Consider the following 16145-nt stretch of genomic DNA (forward strand, 5'->3'; position numbering starts at 1 on the left):
GGACGCAACGAGAGGGGTTGGCGATGGTCAGGGAACGGCTGGCGGCGATGGTGGCCTCGGCGTCCGACGGCGCGGTCACGGCCGGGGAGGCGCTGACCACCACGGTCCCGCTGTCCGCGCTGGGGTTCACGTCCCTGGCGCAGATGCGGCTGATCGACGCGGTGGAGACCGAGTTCGGCGTGGAGATCGACCTGTCGGGTGACGGGCTCGACCTGCTCGACGACCTGGACGCCCTGGAACGCCACATCAACGAGGCACGGGGCGCGCGGGGCGCGCGCCCCTGATCCTCATTCCTGAACGGGGAGACGACATGGAGATCCGGTTCTCGGGGAGCCGGCCGGACACGGCGCCGCTGACCTGGGGGCAGCGGGCCATCTGGGACACGATCCGGAAGACGGCACCGGACGACCGCTACTTCAACTTCGGCCGCGTGCTCGCCGTGCCCCGCCGGGCCCGGCCGCTGACCGTGGCGCGGGCCGCCGAGGTGCTGGGCGCGCTGGTCGAGCGGCACGGATCGCTGCGGACCCGGCTGGGCCGGGCCCCGTACGGGACGCCCGGGACGGACGACGGGCGGCCGGGCGGCGCGGGAGCCGACGGCGCGGAGCCGTGGCAGGTGCTCTCGACCGCGGGCGCCGTCCCGGTCACGGTCTCGGACGGCGACCCCGAGCGGCTGCGCGACGCGCTGGCGGAGACCGCCTTCGACTACGAACGCGAGTGGCCCCTCAGGGTGGGGCTCGTCGTCGAGAACGGCGAGGTCGCCCACATCGTGCTCGTCTTCTGCCACCTGGCCGCCGACGGCCTGGGCGCCGAGGCGGCCGTCAGGGACCTGCGGCTGCTCCTGCTGCGCGGATCCCTGGCGGGGCCCCCGCCGCCCTCCCCGCTGGACCTGGCCCGCTGGCAGTGCTCGGAGGCGGGCCGGAAGGTCGCGGACGCCGCCGCAGAGCACTGGGAGAGCGGGTACCGGCGCATCCCGCCGACGATGTTCGACCGGCGGGTGGCCGCACCCCCCGGGCCTGCCGGCCCTCCGATCTGGCGGGCCCGGCTCGTCTCCCGGGCGATGGACCTGGCCGTGCAGCGGATCGCGGCCGTGTACGGCACCAGCACCTCGACCGTGCTGCTGACCGCCGCCTCCGCGCTGGCCGGGAGCGTGACCGGTCACGACGTGTGCGCGATGCTGCCGATCGTGGGCAACCGGTTCCGCGGCGACACCGCCACCGCGGTCACCACGCTCTCCCAGGAGGGCCTGTTCGTGCTGGACCTGCACGGGGGCGGTTTCACCGACCTGCTGCGCGCCGCCCGGCCCGCCGCGCTGCGCGCCTACCGGTCCGCCTACCACGACCCCCGCGACCGGGACCGGATCGCCGGGCGGGTCGGCCGGGAGCGGGGCGCGACGATCCACCCCTACTGCTGCTTCAACGACATGCGCTTCGCCGACCGGGTGGACGCCTCCCCGGACGAAGCGACGGTGCGGCGGGCGCTGGAGGAGACGACCCTCACCTGGCCGCTCAGCCAGGAACGGCTCAACTGCAGGTTCTGCCTGCACGTGACCGGCGAGCCCGGCGGGCTGGGCGTCTCGCTCACCGCCGACACCCGTCACCTGCCGCGCCCGGCCATGGAGCGCTACCTGCTGGACCTGGAGTCCCTGCTGGTCGAGGCGGCGTTCCGCGAGGTACTGGAGCCGGTCGGTTGAGCGCCTTCCCGCCGAGCGCCCCTCCGCGATCCGGGACCGGCCGGCCGGCCGCCCGTCCCGCGACCGGGACCGTGACCGGAACCACGACCGCGCCCGAGCGCAGGACCGGGCCCCTGCCCCGCGGACCGCACGCCGGAGATGACCGATGACCGTCCACGCCTACGCCGAGTCGACGTCCTGCGTGCAGGGCGGCGCGCTCCGCTTCCACCTGGCCCGCGGCTCCCGTGCCCCGCTGCGCGGCTCGGTGCTGGTCGAGGACGTGGCCACGGGCCTGCCCGTGCTCGACGCGGCGTTCACCGGCCCGCTGTGGACGCTCGACGTCCCCGAGTCCTGGTCCAGCTCGCTCTACCGCGCGGTCTTCACCGCCGACGAGGAGGACGGCGAGGTCCACTTCGCCGTACGGGCCGCCCGGCCCCGCTCGCCGATCCTGCTGTCGATCCCGTTCCCGACCTGGCAGGCGTACAACCTGGCGGGCATCCCGGGCGAGTCCATCTACTGGACCGAGGAGCCGACCCGGGCCGCGCGCGTCTCCTTCGACCGGCCCGGTGGCGGCCCGCCGCCCGAGCGCTGGGAGGAGGGCATGATCCGCTGGCTGGGCCCGGCCGGCTACGAGGTCGACTACTGCTCGGCCCTGGACCTGCACGAGGGGCGCGAGCTGCTGTCGGGCTACCGGCTGCTGGTGGTCAACGGCCACGACGAGTACTGGTCGGCCGGGATGCGCGACAGCGTCGAGGAGTTCGTCCGCCGGGGCGGCAACCTGGCCGTCTTCTCCGGCAACACCTGCTGGTGGCAGTTCCGCCTGGAGGACGGCGGGCGCACCATGGTCTGCCACCGCGACGCGGTCACCGACCCGATGGCCGCCCGCGACCCCGCCCTGACCACGGTCGAGTGGTCCAGCGCGCCGGTGAACCGGCCGGAGAACGCCCTGATCGGGGTCAGCTTCCGGCGCGGCGCCGGGACCTGGGGGCCGTACATGCACCTCATGCACGAGGAGTCCTACGTCGCCCGCTTCCCCGGGCACTGGGCGTTCGAGGGCACCGGGCTGGCCGAGGGGGACGCGTTCGGGCGGGGCGCGCTCGGCTACGAGACCGACGCCTGCGACTTCGTCGAGGAGGACGGCGTCCCGGTGGCCACCGGCCGCGACGGCACCCCGCCCTCCTTCGTCATCCTGGCCACCGCCGACCTGCGGCACTGGCACCGCTACGGCCAGGGCGGCATGGCCACCATGGGCGTCCTCGGCCTGGGCGCCGGGACGGTCTTCACCGCCTCCACCGTCAACTGGGGCAACACCCTGCACGACCCGACGGTGGACCGGATCACCCGCAACGTGCTGGACCGCCTGTCGGTGCGCACGGGCGGCTGGGAGAGCGTCGGCGACGCGGACGAGGTGCGCGCGCTGACCGTGTTCGACTCCCTGCTGTACGGCGCCGCCCCGGACGGCTCGCTGCTCACCCGCGCGGTCTCCGGCCAGAACCTGCGCTGGCGCGCGGCCTCCCCCCAGGGCACCGGCGGGGGCACCGGCGCGGGCACCGGCCCCGCGCTGGTCGCCCTGGCCACCCCCAGGGAGGCCACCGTCACCCACCCGATCGGCCTGTACGGGCTCACCGCCGACGACCGGCTCGTCCGGCACGAGTCCGGGCGCGGCTGGATCACCCTCGCCGGCGCGCCGCGCGGCGGGGTCGGCCTGGGCATGGTGAACGGCGAGCTGTTCGCCGCCGCCGCGGACGGCCTGTGGCTGCTCGACGCGGAGTCCTCCACCTGGAGCCTGGTCGAGCCCGGCACCGGGGCCGTGGCGCTGACCGCGATGAACGGCCGGCTGTACCTGGCCGACGCCGGCGGCCGGATCCGTACCCGGCTGCCGGTGGCGTCCCCGGCCGGATGGGCCGATCTGTGCGACGCGGGCGGCTGCACCGTGCTGACCGGGCACGCGGGCACGCTGATCGGCACCGGCCCCGGCCGCCCCCTGCTGCGGCGGGTGTCCTTCCTGGAGGAGGGCCCGCCCGCGCGGTGACCCGTAGCGGGCGGGTCCCGCGCTCATGACATGCGGCTCCGATCCCCACTAAACCTATACAAAAGGTAGGAATTTAGGGATACTTGCGGGCGCTCGTCATGTTCCACTCAAGAAGTCCCCCCGTGCGCCGCGTCATCGCCCTTCTCGGCATCCTCGTCCTCGTCGGCAACCTCACCGCCTGCGGGGGAGGTGAGGCCAAGGCCGACAAGGAGCAGCTGCGCGTCGGCTACCAGCGGTTCGGCGGGCGGAGCCTGCTCAAGGCCAGGGGTCTGGCCGAGAACGCCACCTGGTCGCTGTTCGAGAGCGGTCCCGCGCTGACCGAGGCGTTCAAGGCGGGCGCCATCGACATCGGTCAGACCGGTGAGGCCCCGCCGATCTTCGCCGCGGCCGGCGGCATCACGTTCAAGATCATCGCTACCTCCGAGCCGGTGCCCAAGGGCGAGGCCGTCCTGGTCAAGGAGGACAGGGGCTTCACCTCCTTCAAGGACCTCAGGGGCAAGAAGGTCGCGCTCAACAAGGGCTCGAACGTCAACTGGCTGCTGGTCAAGCTGCTCGAGGCCAACGACATGAAGATCACCGACATCCAGGTGCAGTACCTCAAGCCGGCCGAGGCACGTCCCGCGTTCGACAACGACCAGGTCGACGCCTGGATCATCTGGGACCCGTACTTCTCCCTCGCCGAACGGCCGGGCGTGAAGGTCCTCGCCGACGCCACCGGCCTGGCCGACAACCGCGAGTACCTGCTGGTGTCCCCCGAGGCCCTGAAGAACAAGCCCGGCCTGGTCCGCGACTACCTGAAGGTCTACCGCGAGGTCACCGACTGGGGCATCGCCGACCCCGAGGAGCGCGTGAAGATCCTCGCCCCCGAGCTGAAGATCTCCGAGGACGTCGCCCGCCGCGCCCTGGCCCGCAGCGCCCAGCCGCTCGCACCGGTGGACGCCTCGATCGGCGAGGAGCTGCAGCAGATCGCGGACGGGTTCACCGACCTCGCGCTCATCCCCGCAAGGTCGACGTGAAGAGCCTCGTCGACCCGGCCTTCTCGGACGTCCTGAAGTGACGTTCAGACCACGGCGGCTGATCACCCCGATCGCGCTCGTCGCCGCGTGGGAGGGCACCGCGCAGGCCGGCGTCCTTCCGCCCGACAAGCTTCCCGCGCCGAGCGTGGTCGCGGCGGCGGCCTGGCGGCTGTCCCTGGACGGGTCCCTCGGCGCGCACCTGCTGGAGTCGGTGCAGCGGGCCGCCCTGGGGCTGCTCATCGGCGGCTCGCTCGCCCTCGTCCTGGGCGCGGTCGCCGGACTGCTCAGGAACGGCGACGACCTGGTGGACCCGCCCATCCAGGCCGCCCGGATGCTGCCGCATCTCGGGCTCGTCCCGCTGCTCATCATCTGGGTGGGCATCGGGGAGTCGCTGAAGGTCACCCTGGTGGCGCTGGGCGCGTTCTTCCCGATCTACCTCAACACCTACGCGGGCATCCGCGACATCGACGAGAGGCTGGTCGAGGCCGCCCGGACCTGCGGTCTCACCCCGCTGGAGCGGATCCGGCACCTGGTGCTCCCGGGCGCGATGCCGTCGCTGTTCATCGGCCTGCGGCTGGCGTTCGCCGCGGGCTGGCTCAGCCTCGTCGTCGGCGAGCAGGTCAACGGGCAGAGCGGGCTGGGCTTCATGATGATGGAGGCCCGCGACTTCAGCCAGACCGAGATCGTCGTACTGGGCCTGGTCGTGTACGCGACCCTGGGCCTGCTGTCCGACCTGGGACTGCGCATGGCGGAAAGGAGGACGCTGTCATGGCGTCGCGGCCTGCGGGCGTCGTAGCCGCCACCGGGGTCAGCCGGGTCTTCGGCGGCACGACGGTCCTGGACGGTGTCGACCTGCGGATCGGGCGGGGCGAGGTCGTCGCCCTGCTCGGGGAGAGCGGGTCGGGCAAGAGCACGCTCCTGCGGATCCTGGCGGGGCTCGACGGGGAGGCGTCCGGTGAGCTCACCACCTCCGGGTCCAAGGCCGTGGTGTTCCAGGAGCACCGGCTGCTGCCGTGGAAACGGGTGGCCGACAACGTGGCGCTGGTGGTGCGCGGCCGGGACGCCCGGGAGCGCGCGGCGAAGGCGCTCGGGGAGGTCGGGCTGGCCGACCGGGGCGGCGCCTGGCCGTCGGAGCTGTCCGGCGGGCAGGCCCAGCGCGTGGCGTTCGCCCGGGCCCTGGTCCGCGAACCGGACCTGCTCCTGCTCGACGAGCCGTTCGGCGCGCTCGACGCGCTGACCAGGCTGAAGATGCAGGCCCTGTTCGGCAGGCTCCGCGCCAGGCACGGCTTCGCCGCCCTGCTGGTGACGCACGACGTGGAGGAGGCGATCCTTCTCGCCGACCGGCTCCTGGTGCTGGACCGGGGCCGCATCGCCGAGGAGATCGAGGTCGGCCTCGGTCATCCCCGCGCCGTCGACGTCCCCGGTTTCGGCGACCTCCGCCGCCGTCTCCTCGCCCTCCTGCACGTCCCGGCCGATCCCGAGGAACCCGTTCCTCACGGCGCGGCGGAGGTACCGACGAGCGCCGGGTAGTCCTCGAGCCTGATGTCGGTGGCGAACATGTCCGTCGTCCTGAGCATCGCCCACAGCAGGAACCGGCTCCTGAACAGCAGGTTCCGCATCCGGATCCCCCGCCGTGTCGCGGGGGCCAGGAAGGAGCCGGCGCCGCCCTGCCGGGCCACCCTGGCGTAGCCGCGGAAGGCCTCCTCGTACGCGCGGAACGCCGTCCGGTGGTCGCCGCCGGCCTCCGCCAGCTCCCCGGCCAGCACGTACGCGCCCACGACGGCCAGGCCGGTGCCGAAACCGCCCAGGGTGTTGCCGTAGGCGGCGTCGCCGAGCAGCACCGTCCTGCCCCTGGCGTAGTGGTCGATCCTGACCTGGCTGATCGAGTCGAGGTGGACGTCACGCGCCTCCGGCAGCGCGGCCACGATCTCGGGGACCCGCCAGCCCATGCCGCGGTAGGCGTCGGCCAGGATGCGCCTGTGCTGCTGCGTGTCGTAGCGGTCGTGGTCGAGCCGTCCGGAGGCGAAGACGAGGAACGCCGACGACGCCGACGACGCGGATCCGCCGAGCGCCGCCATCCGGCCGGGCTCGTTGTACATCCCTGCGCCGAGATCGACGCCGAGGTCGGCCAGCGCGTAGTGGTACCCGAGGAAGCGCACGTAGGCGGACTCGGGGCCGAAGGCCAGCCTCCGCACGGTGGAGTGGATGCCGTCGGCTCCCACCACCAGGTCGAAGGTACGCGGCGCGGCGCGCTCGAAGGTGACGTGCACGCCGCCCGCCGTGTCGGTCAGCGAGGTGACGGAGTCACCGAAGACGTACTCGCAGTCCGCCTCGGTACGCTCGTACAGCAGGGCGGAGAGGTCACCGCGGAGGATCTCGACGTCGCCGCCGGTGAACGCGGCGGGCAGGACCGCCAGCGGCCTGCCGTTCGCGTCGACGATGGTCTGGTCGGTCCCGCCGGTCTGGCGCCGCCGCACCTCGTCGAGGATCCCCATCCGCTTCAGTACGAGGAGCTGGGTCTCACCCTTGAAGTCGACGGCCTGGCCGCCGGGACGGAGCGCGGGCGCCTTCTCGACGACGGTGACGGCGTGGCCGGAGCGGCTCAGCCAGTAGGCGAGCGCGGGCCCGGCGATGCTCGCGCCGGAGATGAGGACGGTGGTGTTCTTCATGGCCACGAGCTTTCAGGGAGGCGCTGACGGATCGCCTACCGTCGGCTGACGGCCGGACGCCCCCATACCGGGTCCCGTCAGTACCGGGGCTCCACGGGCTCCGCGAACTCCGCGAGCACCTCCTCGCGGCGCATCGCGGCACCCCGGGCGTACGCCGACGCGAACGCCTCCGCCCCGGCGAGGTCGCGGGCGCCCGCGGCGACCCGGGCGACATCGCGGTCACCGGCCACGACCGTCCCGCGCACCGCCACGGCCATGCCGAGCAGCAGGGCCGCCCGCGTCCCCGCCTGTGCCCGCGCCGCCGCCTCCGTCCCCGTCCCCGTCCGCGCCCCTGCCCGCGCCCCTGCCCCTTCGAGCAGGACGGCTCCCGCCAGGCCCTCGACGGCACCGGCCAGGTCCATCGCCAGGGGCGACCCGCACGCGCGGGCCGCCGCCCGGCGATGGTGGAGCAGGGCACCGGCGAGGTCGCCCTCGGCCTCGGCCAGCCGTCCCAGCGCGGTGAGCGCGCGCGTCCGCACCGACTCCGCGCCGAAGGCCCCGGTCTCCGTCCCCTCGAGGGCCAGGCCGATCCTGCGGCGGGCCTCGACGAGATCACCCTCGAACCGTACGATCTCCCCCAGCCCCAGCTGCGTCACGGCGGGCACCCCCGGCAGGCCCGCCTTCCGGGCGAGCTCCCCGGCCCGCCGGTGGTCGGCGGCGGCGGCGCCGAGGGCGCCCTCGCGCGCCAGCGCCTCGGCCCGGTGCCCCAGCACGTCCACGGTCTCCTCCAGGGCACCGAGCTCCTCCAGCAGCTCCAGCGCCTCCCGCCACAGGTCCCGGGCTCGCTCCCACTCCCCGCGCCACCCCGCGGCCAGGGCCAGCCAGTCGAGCCCCTGGGCCGTCCCCCAGCGCTCCCCCAGGGCCCTGAAGCGGGCCAGCACCTCCGCCAGCTCCCGCTCGCCCCCGGCCGGATCACCGCCGAGCATCCTCAGCAGGGCGCGGCCCAGCCCGGCCAGGGCCAGGCCCCAGGGATCGGAACCGAACAGCCGGTCGGTCTCGGGCCCCGGAGGCGGCGCCGTCTCCGGCGGCCCCGCGGACATGCCCCACAGTGCCTGGACGAAGGGGTACCGCAGCGGCCGGTCCCGCGACCGCATGATCTCCCCGGCCCGTTCCCAGTGCTCGGGAAGCGCCCGCGGCACGGCGTGCGCCACGCACATGACGTACTCCTCCTCCAGCCCGGCGAGAGGACGGCCGGTCGCCTCCAGCAGCTCGGCCGCCGCCTCTCCCGCGTCGCCGCGACGGCCGCCCAGCCACCAGTACGCCGCCAGCGCGGCGACCAGCCGCAGCCCCGTCTCCCTGTCGGAGCGCGCGGCCCAGCGCAGCGCGGCCGTCAGGTCGGCGTGCTCGGCCGAGAGCCTGGCCAGCCACCGGAGCTGCCCGGCCCGGCGCAGGTGAGGATCGGCGCGCCCGGCCAGGTCGAGGAGGTGGCGGGCGTGGCCGCCGCGCATGCGGTCCTCCTCCCCGGCCTCGGCCAGCCGTTCGGCGCAGAACAACCTGATCGTGTCGAGCATCCGGTAGCGGTCGCCGTCCGTCTCGACCAGCGACCTGTCCACCAGGTCGGCCAGCAGCCCGGCGGCGTCCTCCACCTCGCAGACCGCCTCGACCGCCTCCAGGGACGCACCCCCGGCGAACACGGAGAACCGCCTGGCCAGCACCTGCTCGTCGGGCGCCAGGAGGTCCCAGCTCCACTCCACCACCGCGCGCAGGGTCCGGTGGCGGGCCGCGGCCGTGGGGTCGCCGCGCGACAGCAGCCGGAACCGGCCGTGCTCCGCCAGCCGCGTGACGATCTCCTCGACGGTGAAGGAGCGCAGCCGCGCGGCCGTCAGTTCGATGGCCAGCGGCAGCCCGTCCAGCGTGGCGCAGATCCGGACGACCGTCTCCACGTTGGCCGGCCGTACCTCGAATCCCGGCCGTACGGCCGCCGCCCGGTCGGCGAACAGCCGCACGGCCGGGCAGGCCAGGGCCTCGGAGGGCGAGGAGCCCGGGGGCGGGGTCTCCAGCGGTGCCAGCGGCACCAGCGTCTCGCCGGTGATGCCGAGCGGTTCGCGTCCGGTGGCCAGGACGGCCAGCCCGGGGCACTCCCCGAGCAGCCTGCGGGCCAGGGTGGCGGCGTCGTCGTTCACGTGCTCGCAGTTGTCGAGGACCAGCAGCAGCTCCTGCCCGGCGAGCGCCGCGACCAGGTGCTCGGTGAGGTCGGCCGGGCGCGGCGGGTGGAACCCGGGCTCGCGCAGCCCGAGCGCGCCGAGCACCGCCCTGGCCACCCGGTCACCGCCACCACCGGGCGGGACGTGACCGCCGGACGAGCGAGGGCCGCCGGGCGACGCGGAGCCGTCGAGCGGGGAGAGGTCGACGAAGCACACCTCGCGCCGCCCGCGCCCGGCCGCCTCGATCGCCAGCCGGGTCTTGCCCGTGCCGCCGGGCCCGGTGATCGTGATCAGCCGCGAGCCGTGCAGCGCGCCGATCCGTTCCAGCTCGCGTTCGCGTCCCACGAAGCTGGTGAGCTGAGCCGCGAGCCCTCGCCGTGGCGGCGCGGGCCGTTCGGCGCGCAGGACGGCCAGGTGGATCGCGGCGAGCTCGGGTGAGGGATCGGCGCCGAACTCCTCGGCGAGCAGCCGCCTGGTCTCCTCGAACACGGCCAGTGCCTCGGCCTGCCGCCCGGCCGCCCGCAGGGCGAGCATCAGCTGCCCCCTGAGCCGTTCCCGCAGCGGGTGCGCGGTCACCAGCCGCTGCAGCTCGGCCACCGAACCGCCTCCGGGAAGGGCGGACTCCGCCTCGGCGAGGTCCTCCGTCGCCGTCAGCCGGAGCTCCTCCAGCCGGGCCGCCCGTGCCCGCCCGTGGGGCAGGTCGGCCAGCGCGGGCCCGCGCCACAGGCCGAGCGCCTCGCGCAGCGGACCCGCCGCGACCGCGTGACGGCCCTCCGCCAGCAGCCGCCGCCCCTCGCGGGCCAGCCGTTCGAACCGGTGGGCGTCGACGTCGTCGGGGTCGGCCGCGAGCCGGTACCCGGTCCCGTGGAACTCGATCACCTCCGCGGGCAGGCTGCGGCGGAGCCGGGAGACCTGGGCCTGCACCGCGTTGGCGGCGGCCGCGGGGGGATCGTCACCGTACAGGCCGTCGATCAGGCGCCGGAGGCCGACCACGCGGCCCGCGTCGAGCAGCAGCAGCACGAGCAGGGCGCGCGGCCGGGGCCCGCCCACGGAGAGCTCCTCCCCGGTGGGGGACCGCACCTGCAGGGGGCCCAGGACACCGAACCGCATGGCCCCGATTGTCCCCCACGGACTCCCGGTACGGAGAGGTCACAGGGCGCGGGGACCGTAGAGGGCGGCCGGGGCGCCGACGGTCATGGCCCAGTAGCGGTCGCCGTAGGACCAGTGCCACCACTCGGTTGGGTAGTTGACCAGCCCGGCCGTCTCCAGGGCGGTGCCGAGGAGCTTGCGGTGGTGGCGGGCCTCGGGGGACAGGCCCGGGGCGTCGGTGTAGCAGGCGCCGCCGCTCTGCTCGGGGGTGGCGTTGAGCGGGGTGCCCATGTCGAGCTCGGTCCCGTCCTCGGCGCACAGGGTCAGGTCCACCGCGGCCCCGGCCGTGTGCGGGGCGATCTCGACGGGCGAGACGTAGCGGCTCGCCGCCGCCCGCAGCCGTTCGGGTGACAGGTCCGGGTACAGGGCCTTGAGCTCGGCCGAGTACCCGTCGAAGATCTCCTTCTGCGTGGCCGGGGGCCGGTAGCCCTCGACCACCAGCAGCCGGTACCCCGCGGGCAGCTGCGCCTGCGCCGCCTCCAGCCGGGTCAGCAGCCCGAGCCGCAGGTGGGCGAAGGCTCCCGCGGGGTCGGCGAGCCGGTCGTCGGTCCGCAGCCGCCCGCGTACGTCGACCAGCCGCTCGCCGGACTCCTCGACCGGGATCGCGACGACTCTGGCATCGGAGATCAGAACGATGTCACGCATGACGGCAATTCTCACACCGTGTCGGAGAAGACCTGCTCCCGAGCCTGCTGCAGGGCCGAGACCAGGGCGCCGCGCAGCACGGGGTTGCCCTCGACCCGAGAGACCACGACCCTGGGCCGGCTGGGGCAGACCCGGGCCACGCACTCCTGCACCCGGGCGGCGAGCGCCTCTCCCCCGGCCCTGCCGACGTCGCCGCTGAGCACGATCAGGCCGGGGTCCAGGATCACGGTGACCGCGGCGACGCCGACCGCCAGCCGCCCGGCCAGCTCGTCCAGGAACGCCTCGGCGCCCTCCTCGACGGCAGCGCGGACGTACTCGCCCAGCGAGCCGTCCGGGTCCCGGGTGGGGGCGGAACCGATGCCGTGGGCGCCGGCCAGCCCGGCCACGGCGTCGCCGCCGACCAGGCGCTGGAACGACCCCGACTGGGGCTCGCTCACGTCGGTGGGGAGCGGCTCGCCGGGCACCGGGAGCCAGCCGATCTCGCCCGCGCCTCCGGTGAAGCCGCGGTGCAGCCGCCCGCCCAGCATGACGCCGAGTCCCTGGCCGACCCCGGCCCACACCAGCACGAAGTCGTCGACGTCGCGGGCCGCGCCGTGCGCGCGCTCGGCCAGCGCGGCCAGGTTCACGTCGTTCTCGATCGTGACCGGGACGCCGAGGCCGCGGCGGAGCTCGGCGAGCACCCCGTTGTGCCAGGAGGGCAGGTCCAGGGAGAAGCGCAGGTCGCCCGTGGCGGGGTCGACGACGCCCCGGGTGCCGATCACGAAGGCGCGCAGCCGCTCGGCGCCGACGCCCGCGGACGCGCAGGCCCGGCCGACCGCGCCGCGCACCAGCCGTACCGGGTCGTCGTGCTCGCCGAACTCGGCCGAGACCTCGGCGACCAGTGTGCCGGTGATGTCGGCGATCCCGGCGGCGATCCGGCCGGGAAGGACGTCCAGCCCGACCACGTACGCGCACGAGGGCACCACCCCGTAGAGCGCGGCGTTGGGACCGCGCCCGCCGGCCTGCTCGCCGACCACGGTGACGAGGGCGCGTTCCTCCAGCCGTGCGAGCAGCTGTCCCGCGGTCACCTTGGAGAGCCCGGTGTGTTCTCCCAGTTCGGCCCTGGTCAACGGGCCGCCGGCCAGCAGGAGTTCCAGTGCCGCGCGGTCGTTGAGCTGGCGCAGCAACCGGGGTGTCCCCGGGCGTGTGGACAAGGTTTCCCTCCCCGTCACGATCCGCTAACGATCGTTTCTTTTAAGAAAGTTTCTTGTTAGTTTAGCCCCAGCCGGCCCGCAGGCAAGTGATCGGAACCGCGGGTCACGACAGTTCCGGCCGCTCCCAGTCGAATGCACAGTGCGGAGGGTCTCGGGGGACCCCGGCCATAACAGATGAGCGCAAACCCCGGCGAAAGCCTGAAAGGGAGAACTCCAGTGAAGTTCGCGAGAATCGCCACCACGACGGCAACCACCGCCGCCCTCGCCCTGGGCCTCGCCGCGTGTGGCAGCAGCGAGCCCGCCCCGGCCGCCGGTACCGGCGCGGCGTCGGCGCCCGCCGCCTCCGGTCCCAAGTTCGCGGGCCAGACCCTGACCGTCTGGCGCCTCGGCGCTCCGGACGAGAAGCAGAACAAGCTGATGGCCGACCTGAACGCCAAGTTCAAGGAGACCACCGGCGCCGACGTCAAGCTCCAGTGGGTGCCCTGGCCCGACGCGCAGGCCAAGTGGACCGCGGCGCTCGCCGGCGGCGAGGGCCCCGACGTCACCGAGTTCGGCAACGACCAGGTCGCCGCCTGGGTCGCGCAGGACGCGCTCGTCGACATCACCGACGTCGTCAAGGCCACCCCCGACTTCCAGCAGATCCCGCAGAACCTCTGGGGCTACGAGACCGTGGACGGCAAGATCTACGCCGCCCCGTGGGGCGGCGGCACCCGCGCGGTCCTCTACCGCAAGGACTGGTTCGAGGACCTGAAGATCGAGATCCCCAAGAACTGGGACGACCTCGTCGCGGCGGGCAAGAAGATCGTCGCCGAGAAGGGCAAGGACGTCGACGGCTTCGCCTTCAACGGCGGCTCCGACGCCAACATGTCGCTCTCCCCGTTCGTCTGGTCGGCCGGTGGCGACTTCGCCGCGTCCGAGGGCGGCAAGTGGGTCGGCAAGCTGACCGAGCCCGGCTTCAAGGAGGGCTTCCAGTACTACACCGACCTGGTGACCAAGCACGGCGTCTCGCGCAAGTCCGCGCTCACCCAGAACTCGGTGGACATCGCGACCCGCTTCGCCAACGGCAAGGTCGGCATGTACGTGACCGGTGGCTGGGACATCACCACCATCACCGAGCAGAGCGGCGGCAAGGTCGACGAGAAGAAGATGGCCTTCTTCTCGCTCCCGGCCAAGGACGGCAGCGGCCCGGCCCCCGCGTTCCAGGGCGGCAACGACATCGCCATCTGGAAGGACACCAAGAACGTCGAGCTGTCGGCCGAGTACGTCAAGCTCGCCGCCGGCAAGGAGTTCGGCACCCGCTACGCCAAGGAGGGCGGCCTGCTGCCGCTCTACCCCGAGGCGCTGAGCGAGTACGCGTCCGACCCGGTGCAGGCGCCGTTCGCCGAGACCTTCAAGGTCGCCAAGGGCTTCCCGAACGACACCAACTGGGCCGAGGCCAACGACACCAAGGCCGTCCTGCAGAGCGCGGCCCGCTCGGTCATCGAGGGCAAGAAGGACGTCGACACCGCGCTGGCCGACGCCAACAAGGAACTCGAAGAGATCCTGAACCAGTAGCCATGGCGAACACCTCAACCATCGCCCGGGACGGGGGCTCACCCCCCGTCCCGGCGCGGGGGCACCGAGGCACCACGCCCCCGCGCCGGTCCAAGGGACTGCCCACCTGGGTCCTCCCCTACGCGCTGCTCGTACCCGGCCTGCTGGTCATCGCCGGACTGCTGCTCTACCCGCTGTTCCAGATGGTCGTCATGTCCTTCCAGAACGTGGGGCTGCGGCAGATCCGGGGCGTACCGGCCGAGTCGGTCGGCATGGAGAACTACACCAGGCTCTTCGAGTCCGAGCTGTTCTGGACCTCGCTCCGCAACACCGTCGTCTTCGCCGTCGTCACCGTGGCGCTCACCCTGATCCTCGGCACGCTGGTCGGCCTGCTCCTGCACAACCTGGGCAAGAAGATGTCGACCTTCCTGATCGTCGGCATCATGGCGGCCTGGGCCACCCCGCAGATCGCCACCGCGATCATCTGGCGCTGGCTGTTCGACGCCGAGTCGGGCGTCATCAACTGGGCGCTCAACGCGCTGCCCGACTGGCTGTCCTCGCTGCTGTTCGGCCGCTCCGACTGGACCGGCGAGCCCTGGCTGAACGACGCGTTCACCATCTACATGGTGCTCATCATCGCGGTGGTCTGGGCGTCGTTCCCGTTCATCGCGGTCTCGGTCCTCGCCGGGCTCAAGAGCATCTCCCAGGAGCTGTACGAGGCGGCCAGGGTCGACGGCGCCCGTTCGTGGCGGATCTTCTGGCAGATCACCTTCCCGCTGCTCAAGCCGGTCTTCGCGGTGCTGACGGTGCTCTCGGTGATCTGGGACTTCAAGGTCTTCACCCAGCTGTTCGTCCTGGCCGGGGGCACGTCCAACCGGGAGGCGTTCAACCTGTCGCTGTTCGCCTTCACCCAGGCGTTCAGCGCGCCGCCCAAGATGGGCATGGGTGCGGCCGTCGCGGTGGTGCTGACGCTGATCCTGCTCGTCATCACCTTCTTCTACGTCCGCCAGATCGTGAAGACGGAGGACGTCCGATGACCACCACCCACGAGGCCCCGCGCCTACGGCCCGTGACGAGGAAGCCCCCGAAGAAGCGCAAGCGGCGCGGGCGGTTCGCGCTCAACACCGCGGCCGTCGCGGTGTTCATGTTCGCCGTGTTCCCCGTCTACTGGATGGTGTCCACGGCCTTCAAGAGCCGCGAGCAGATCTTCACGACGGACTTCATCCCGTTCCCCACCGACCCCACGCTGGAGCACGTGCAGCGGGTCTTCACCGAGGGCATCGCGGGCCACTCCATCTGGCGCTACCTGCTCAACAGCTCCATCGTGGCCCTCGGCACCGTGCTCATCGGCGCGGTCTTCGCCCTGCTGGCGGCCACCGCGGTGGCCCGCTTCCGCTTCCGCGGGCGGACCTCGTTCCTGATCCTGCTGCTCATCGTGCAGATGGTCCCCGGCGAGGCGCTGCTCATCCCGCTGTTCCTGATGGTCCGGCGGGCCGGGCTGTACGACCAGCTCCTCGGCCTCGTCGTGGTGAACGTGGCGATGACGCTGCCGTTCGCCATCTGGATGCTGCGCACCTTCGTCGCGGCGGTGCCCAAGGAGCTGGAGGAGGCCGCCTGGATCGACGGCGCGAGCCGGTTCTCCACCTTCTGGCGGGTGCTGTTCCCGCTGGTGGCCCCCGGGCTGGTGGCGACGAGCATCTTCTCGTTCATCACCGCGTGGAACGAGTTCGTGTTCGCGCTGACGCTGATCGGCGACCAGGGCAGCTACACCATGCCGGTGGCGCTGCGCTTCTTCGTCAGCCAGCGGTCGGTGGACTGGGGCGGCATCATGGCCGCCTCCACCCTGATGACCATCCCGGTCATCGTCTTCTTCCTCCTGGTGCAGCGGCGGATGGTCTCCGGCCTCGTCGCGGGCGCCGTCAAGGGCTGATCCCCGCAGGCGCCGGGGGGGGGGGGGGGGGGGGGGGGGGGGGGGGGGGGGGGGGGGGGGGGGGGGGGGGGGGGGGGGAGGGGGGGGGCGTCGTCCTCCTCCCCACGAGGCAGACAATCACACCAC

13 protein-coding genes are annotated in these 16145 nt (G+C 73.4%); 9 read left to right on the forward strand and 4 right to left on the reverse strand.

Translation table 11 applies throughout. The annotated features are described in order from the left end of the window. Window positions 1-23: 23 nt before the first annotated feature. The 6 genes from ACZ6RT_RS17330 to ACZ6RT_RS17355 all read left to right on the forward strand — a co-directional run bounded on the left by ACZ6RT_RS17330 (window position 24) and on the right by ACZ6RT_RS17355 (window position 6247). Window positions 24-284: an acyl carrier protein gene (locus tag ACZ6RT_RS17330; RefSeq protein WP_399191266.1), complete on the forward strand. Its 261-nt coding sequence runs from the start codon at window positions 24-26 to the stop codon at window positions 282-284. A gap of 26 nt (window positions 285-310) precedes the next feature. Beyond that, a complete protein-coding gene (locus ACZ6RT_RS17335) occupies window positions 311-1690 on the forward strand; it encodes a hypothetical protein (RefSeq protein WP_399190679.1) in 1380 nt (459 codons plus the stop codon). A 145-nt stretch (window positions 1691-1835) separates the two neighbouring features. Further along, window positions 1836-3701, forward strand: a complete 1866-nt coding sequence (locus ACZ6RT_RS17340) for a N,N-dimethylformamidase beta subunit family domain-containing protein (RefSeq protein ID WP_470154616.1) — start codon at window positions 1836-1838, stop codon at window positions 3699-3701. Window positions 3702-3823: 122 nt separating this feature from the next. After that, entirely contained in the window at window positions 3824-4717 is an 894-nt protein-coding gene (locus ACZ6RT_RS17345) for an aliphatic sulfonate ABC transporter substrate-binding protein (protein ID WP_470154618.1), read from the forward strand. Window positions 4718-4754: 37 nt separating this feature from the next. Then, entirely contained in the window at window positions 4755-5513 is a 759-nt protein-coding gene (locus tag ACZ6RT_RS17350) for an ABC transporter permease (RefSeq protein ID WP_470154619.1), read from the forward strand. Beyond that, complete coding sequence (locus ACZ6RT_RS17355; RefSeq protein ID WP_470154621.1) at window positions 5486-6247, forward strand: ABC transporter ATP-binding protein; 762 nt, start codon at window positions 5486-5488, stop codon at window positions 6245-6247. The genes ACZ6RT_RS17350 and ACZ6RT_RS17355 overlap by 28 nt, the downstream gene beginning before the upstream one ends. On the opposite strand, the gene ACZ6RT_RS17360 is transcribed toward ACZ6RT_RS17355, so the two are convergent. The 4 genes from ACZ6RT_RS17360 to ACZ6RT_RS17375 all read right to left on the reverse strand — a co-directional run bounded on the left by ACZ6RT_RS17360 (window position 6211) and on the right by ACZ6RT_RS17375 (window position 12556). Continuing rightward, the gene (locus ACZ6RT_RS17360) at window positions 6211-7386 is read right to left on the reverse strand and encodes an FAD-dependent monooxygenase (RefSeq protein ID WP_470154622.1); all 1176 of its coding nucleotides are present in this window, start codon (window positions 7384-7386) and stop codon (window positions 6211-6213) included. The genes ACZ6RT_RS17355 and ACZ6RT_RS17360 overlap by 37 nt on opposite strands. Window positions 7387-7463: 77 nt before the next feature. Then, window positions 7464-10679, reverse strand: coding sequence for an ATP-binding protein (locus tag ACZ6RT_RS17365; protein ID WP_470154624.1), 3216 nt, complete (start codon window positions 10677-10679; stop codon window positions 7464-7466). Between the two features lie 39 nt (window positions 10680-10718). Next, the gene (locus ACZ6RT_RS17370; protein WP_399190666.1) at window positions 10719-11363 is read right to left on the reverse strand and encodes a M15 family metallopeptidase; all 645 of its coding nucleotides are present in this window, start codon (window positions 11361-11363) and stop codon (window positions 10719-10721) included. A gap of 11 nt (window positions 11364-11374) precedes the next feature. Then, window positions 11375-12556, reverse strand: a complete 1182-nt coding sequence (locus tag ACZ6RT_RS17375) for an ROK family transcriptional regulator (RefSeq protein WP_399190664.1) — start codon at window positions 12554-12556, stop codon at window positions 11375-11377. A 216-nt stretch (window positions 12557-12772) separates the two neighbouring features. On the opposite strand from ACZ6RT_RS17375, the gene ACZ6RT_RS17380 reads away from it, so the two are divergent. The 3 genes from ACZ6RT_RS17380 to ACZ6RT_RS17390 are packed head-to-tail and all read left to right on the forward strand — an operon-like array spanning window position 12773 to window position 16019. Further along, window positions 12773-14110, forward strand: coding sequence for a sugar ABC transporter substrate-binding protein (locus tag ACZ6RT_RS17380; RefSeq protein WP_470154626.1), 1338 nt, complete (start codon window positions 12773-12775; stop codon window positions 14108-14110). 2 nt (window positions 14111-14112) lie between these two features. Continuing rightward, window positions 14113-15126 (forward strand): carbohydrate ABC transporter permease, encoded by a 1014-nt coding sequence (locus ACZ6RT_RS17385; RefSeq protein WP_399190660.1) that lies wholly within the window; start codon window positions 14113-14115, stop codon window positions 15124-15126. Next, window positions 15123-16019 (forward strand): carbohydrate ABC transporter permease, encoded by an 897-nt coding sequence (locus tag ACZ6RT_RS17390; RefSeq protein ID WP_470154628.1) that lies wholly within the window; start codon window positions 15123-15125, stop codon window positions 16017-16019. The genes ACZ6RT_RS17385 and ACZ6RT_RS17390 overlap by 4 nt, the downstream gene beginning before the upstream one ends. Window positions 16020-16145: the final 126 nt, after the last annotated feature.

This window comes from Streptosporangium sp. NPDC050148 (assembly GCF_055586505.1).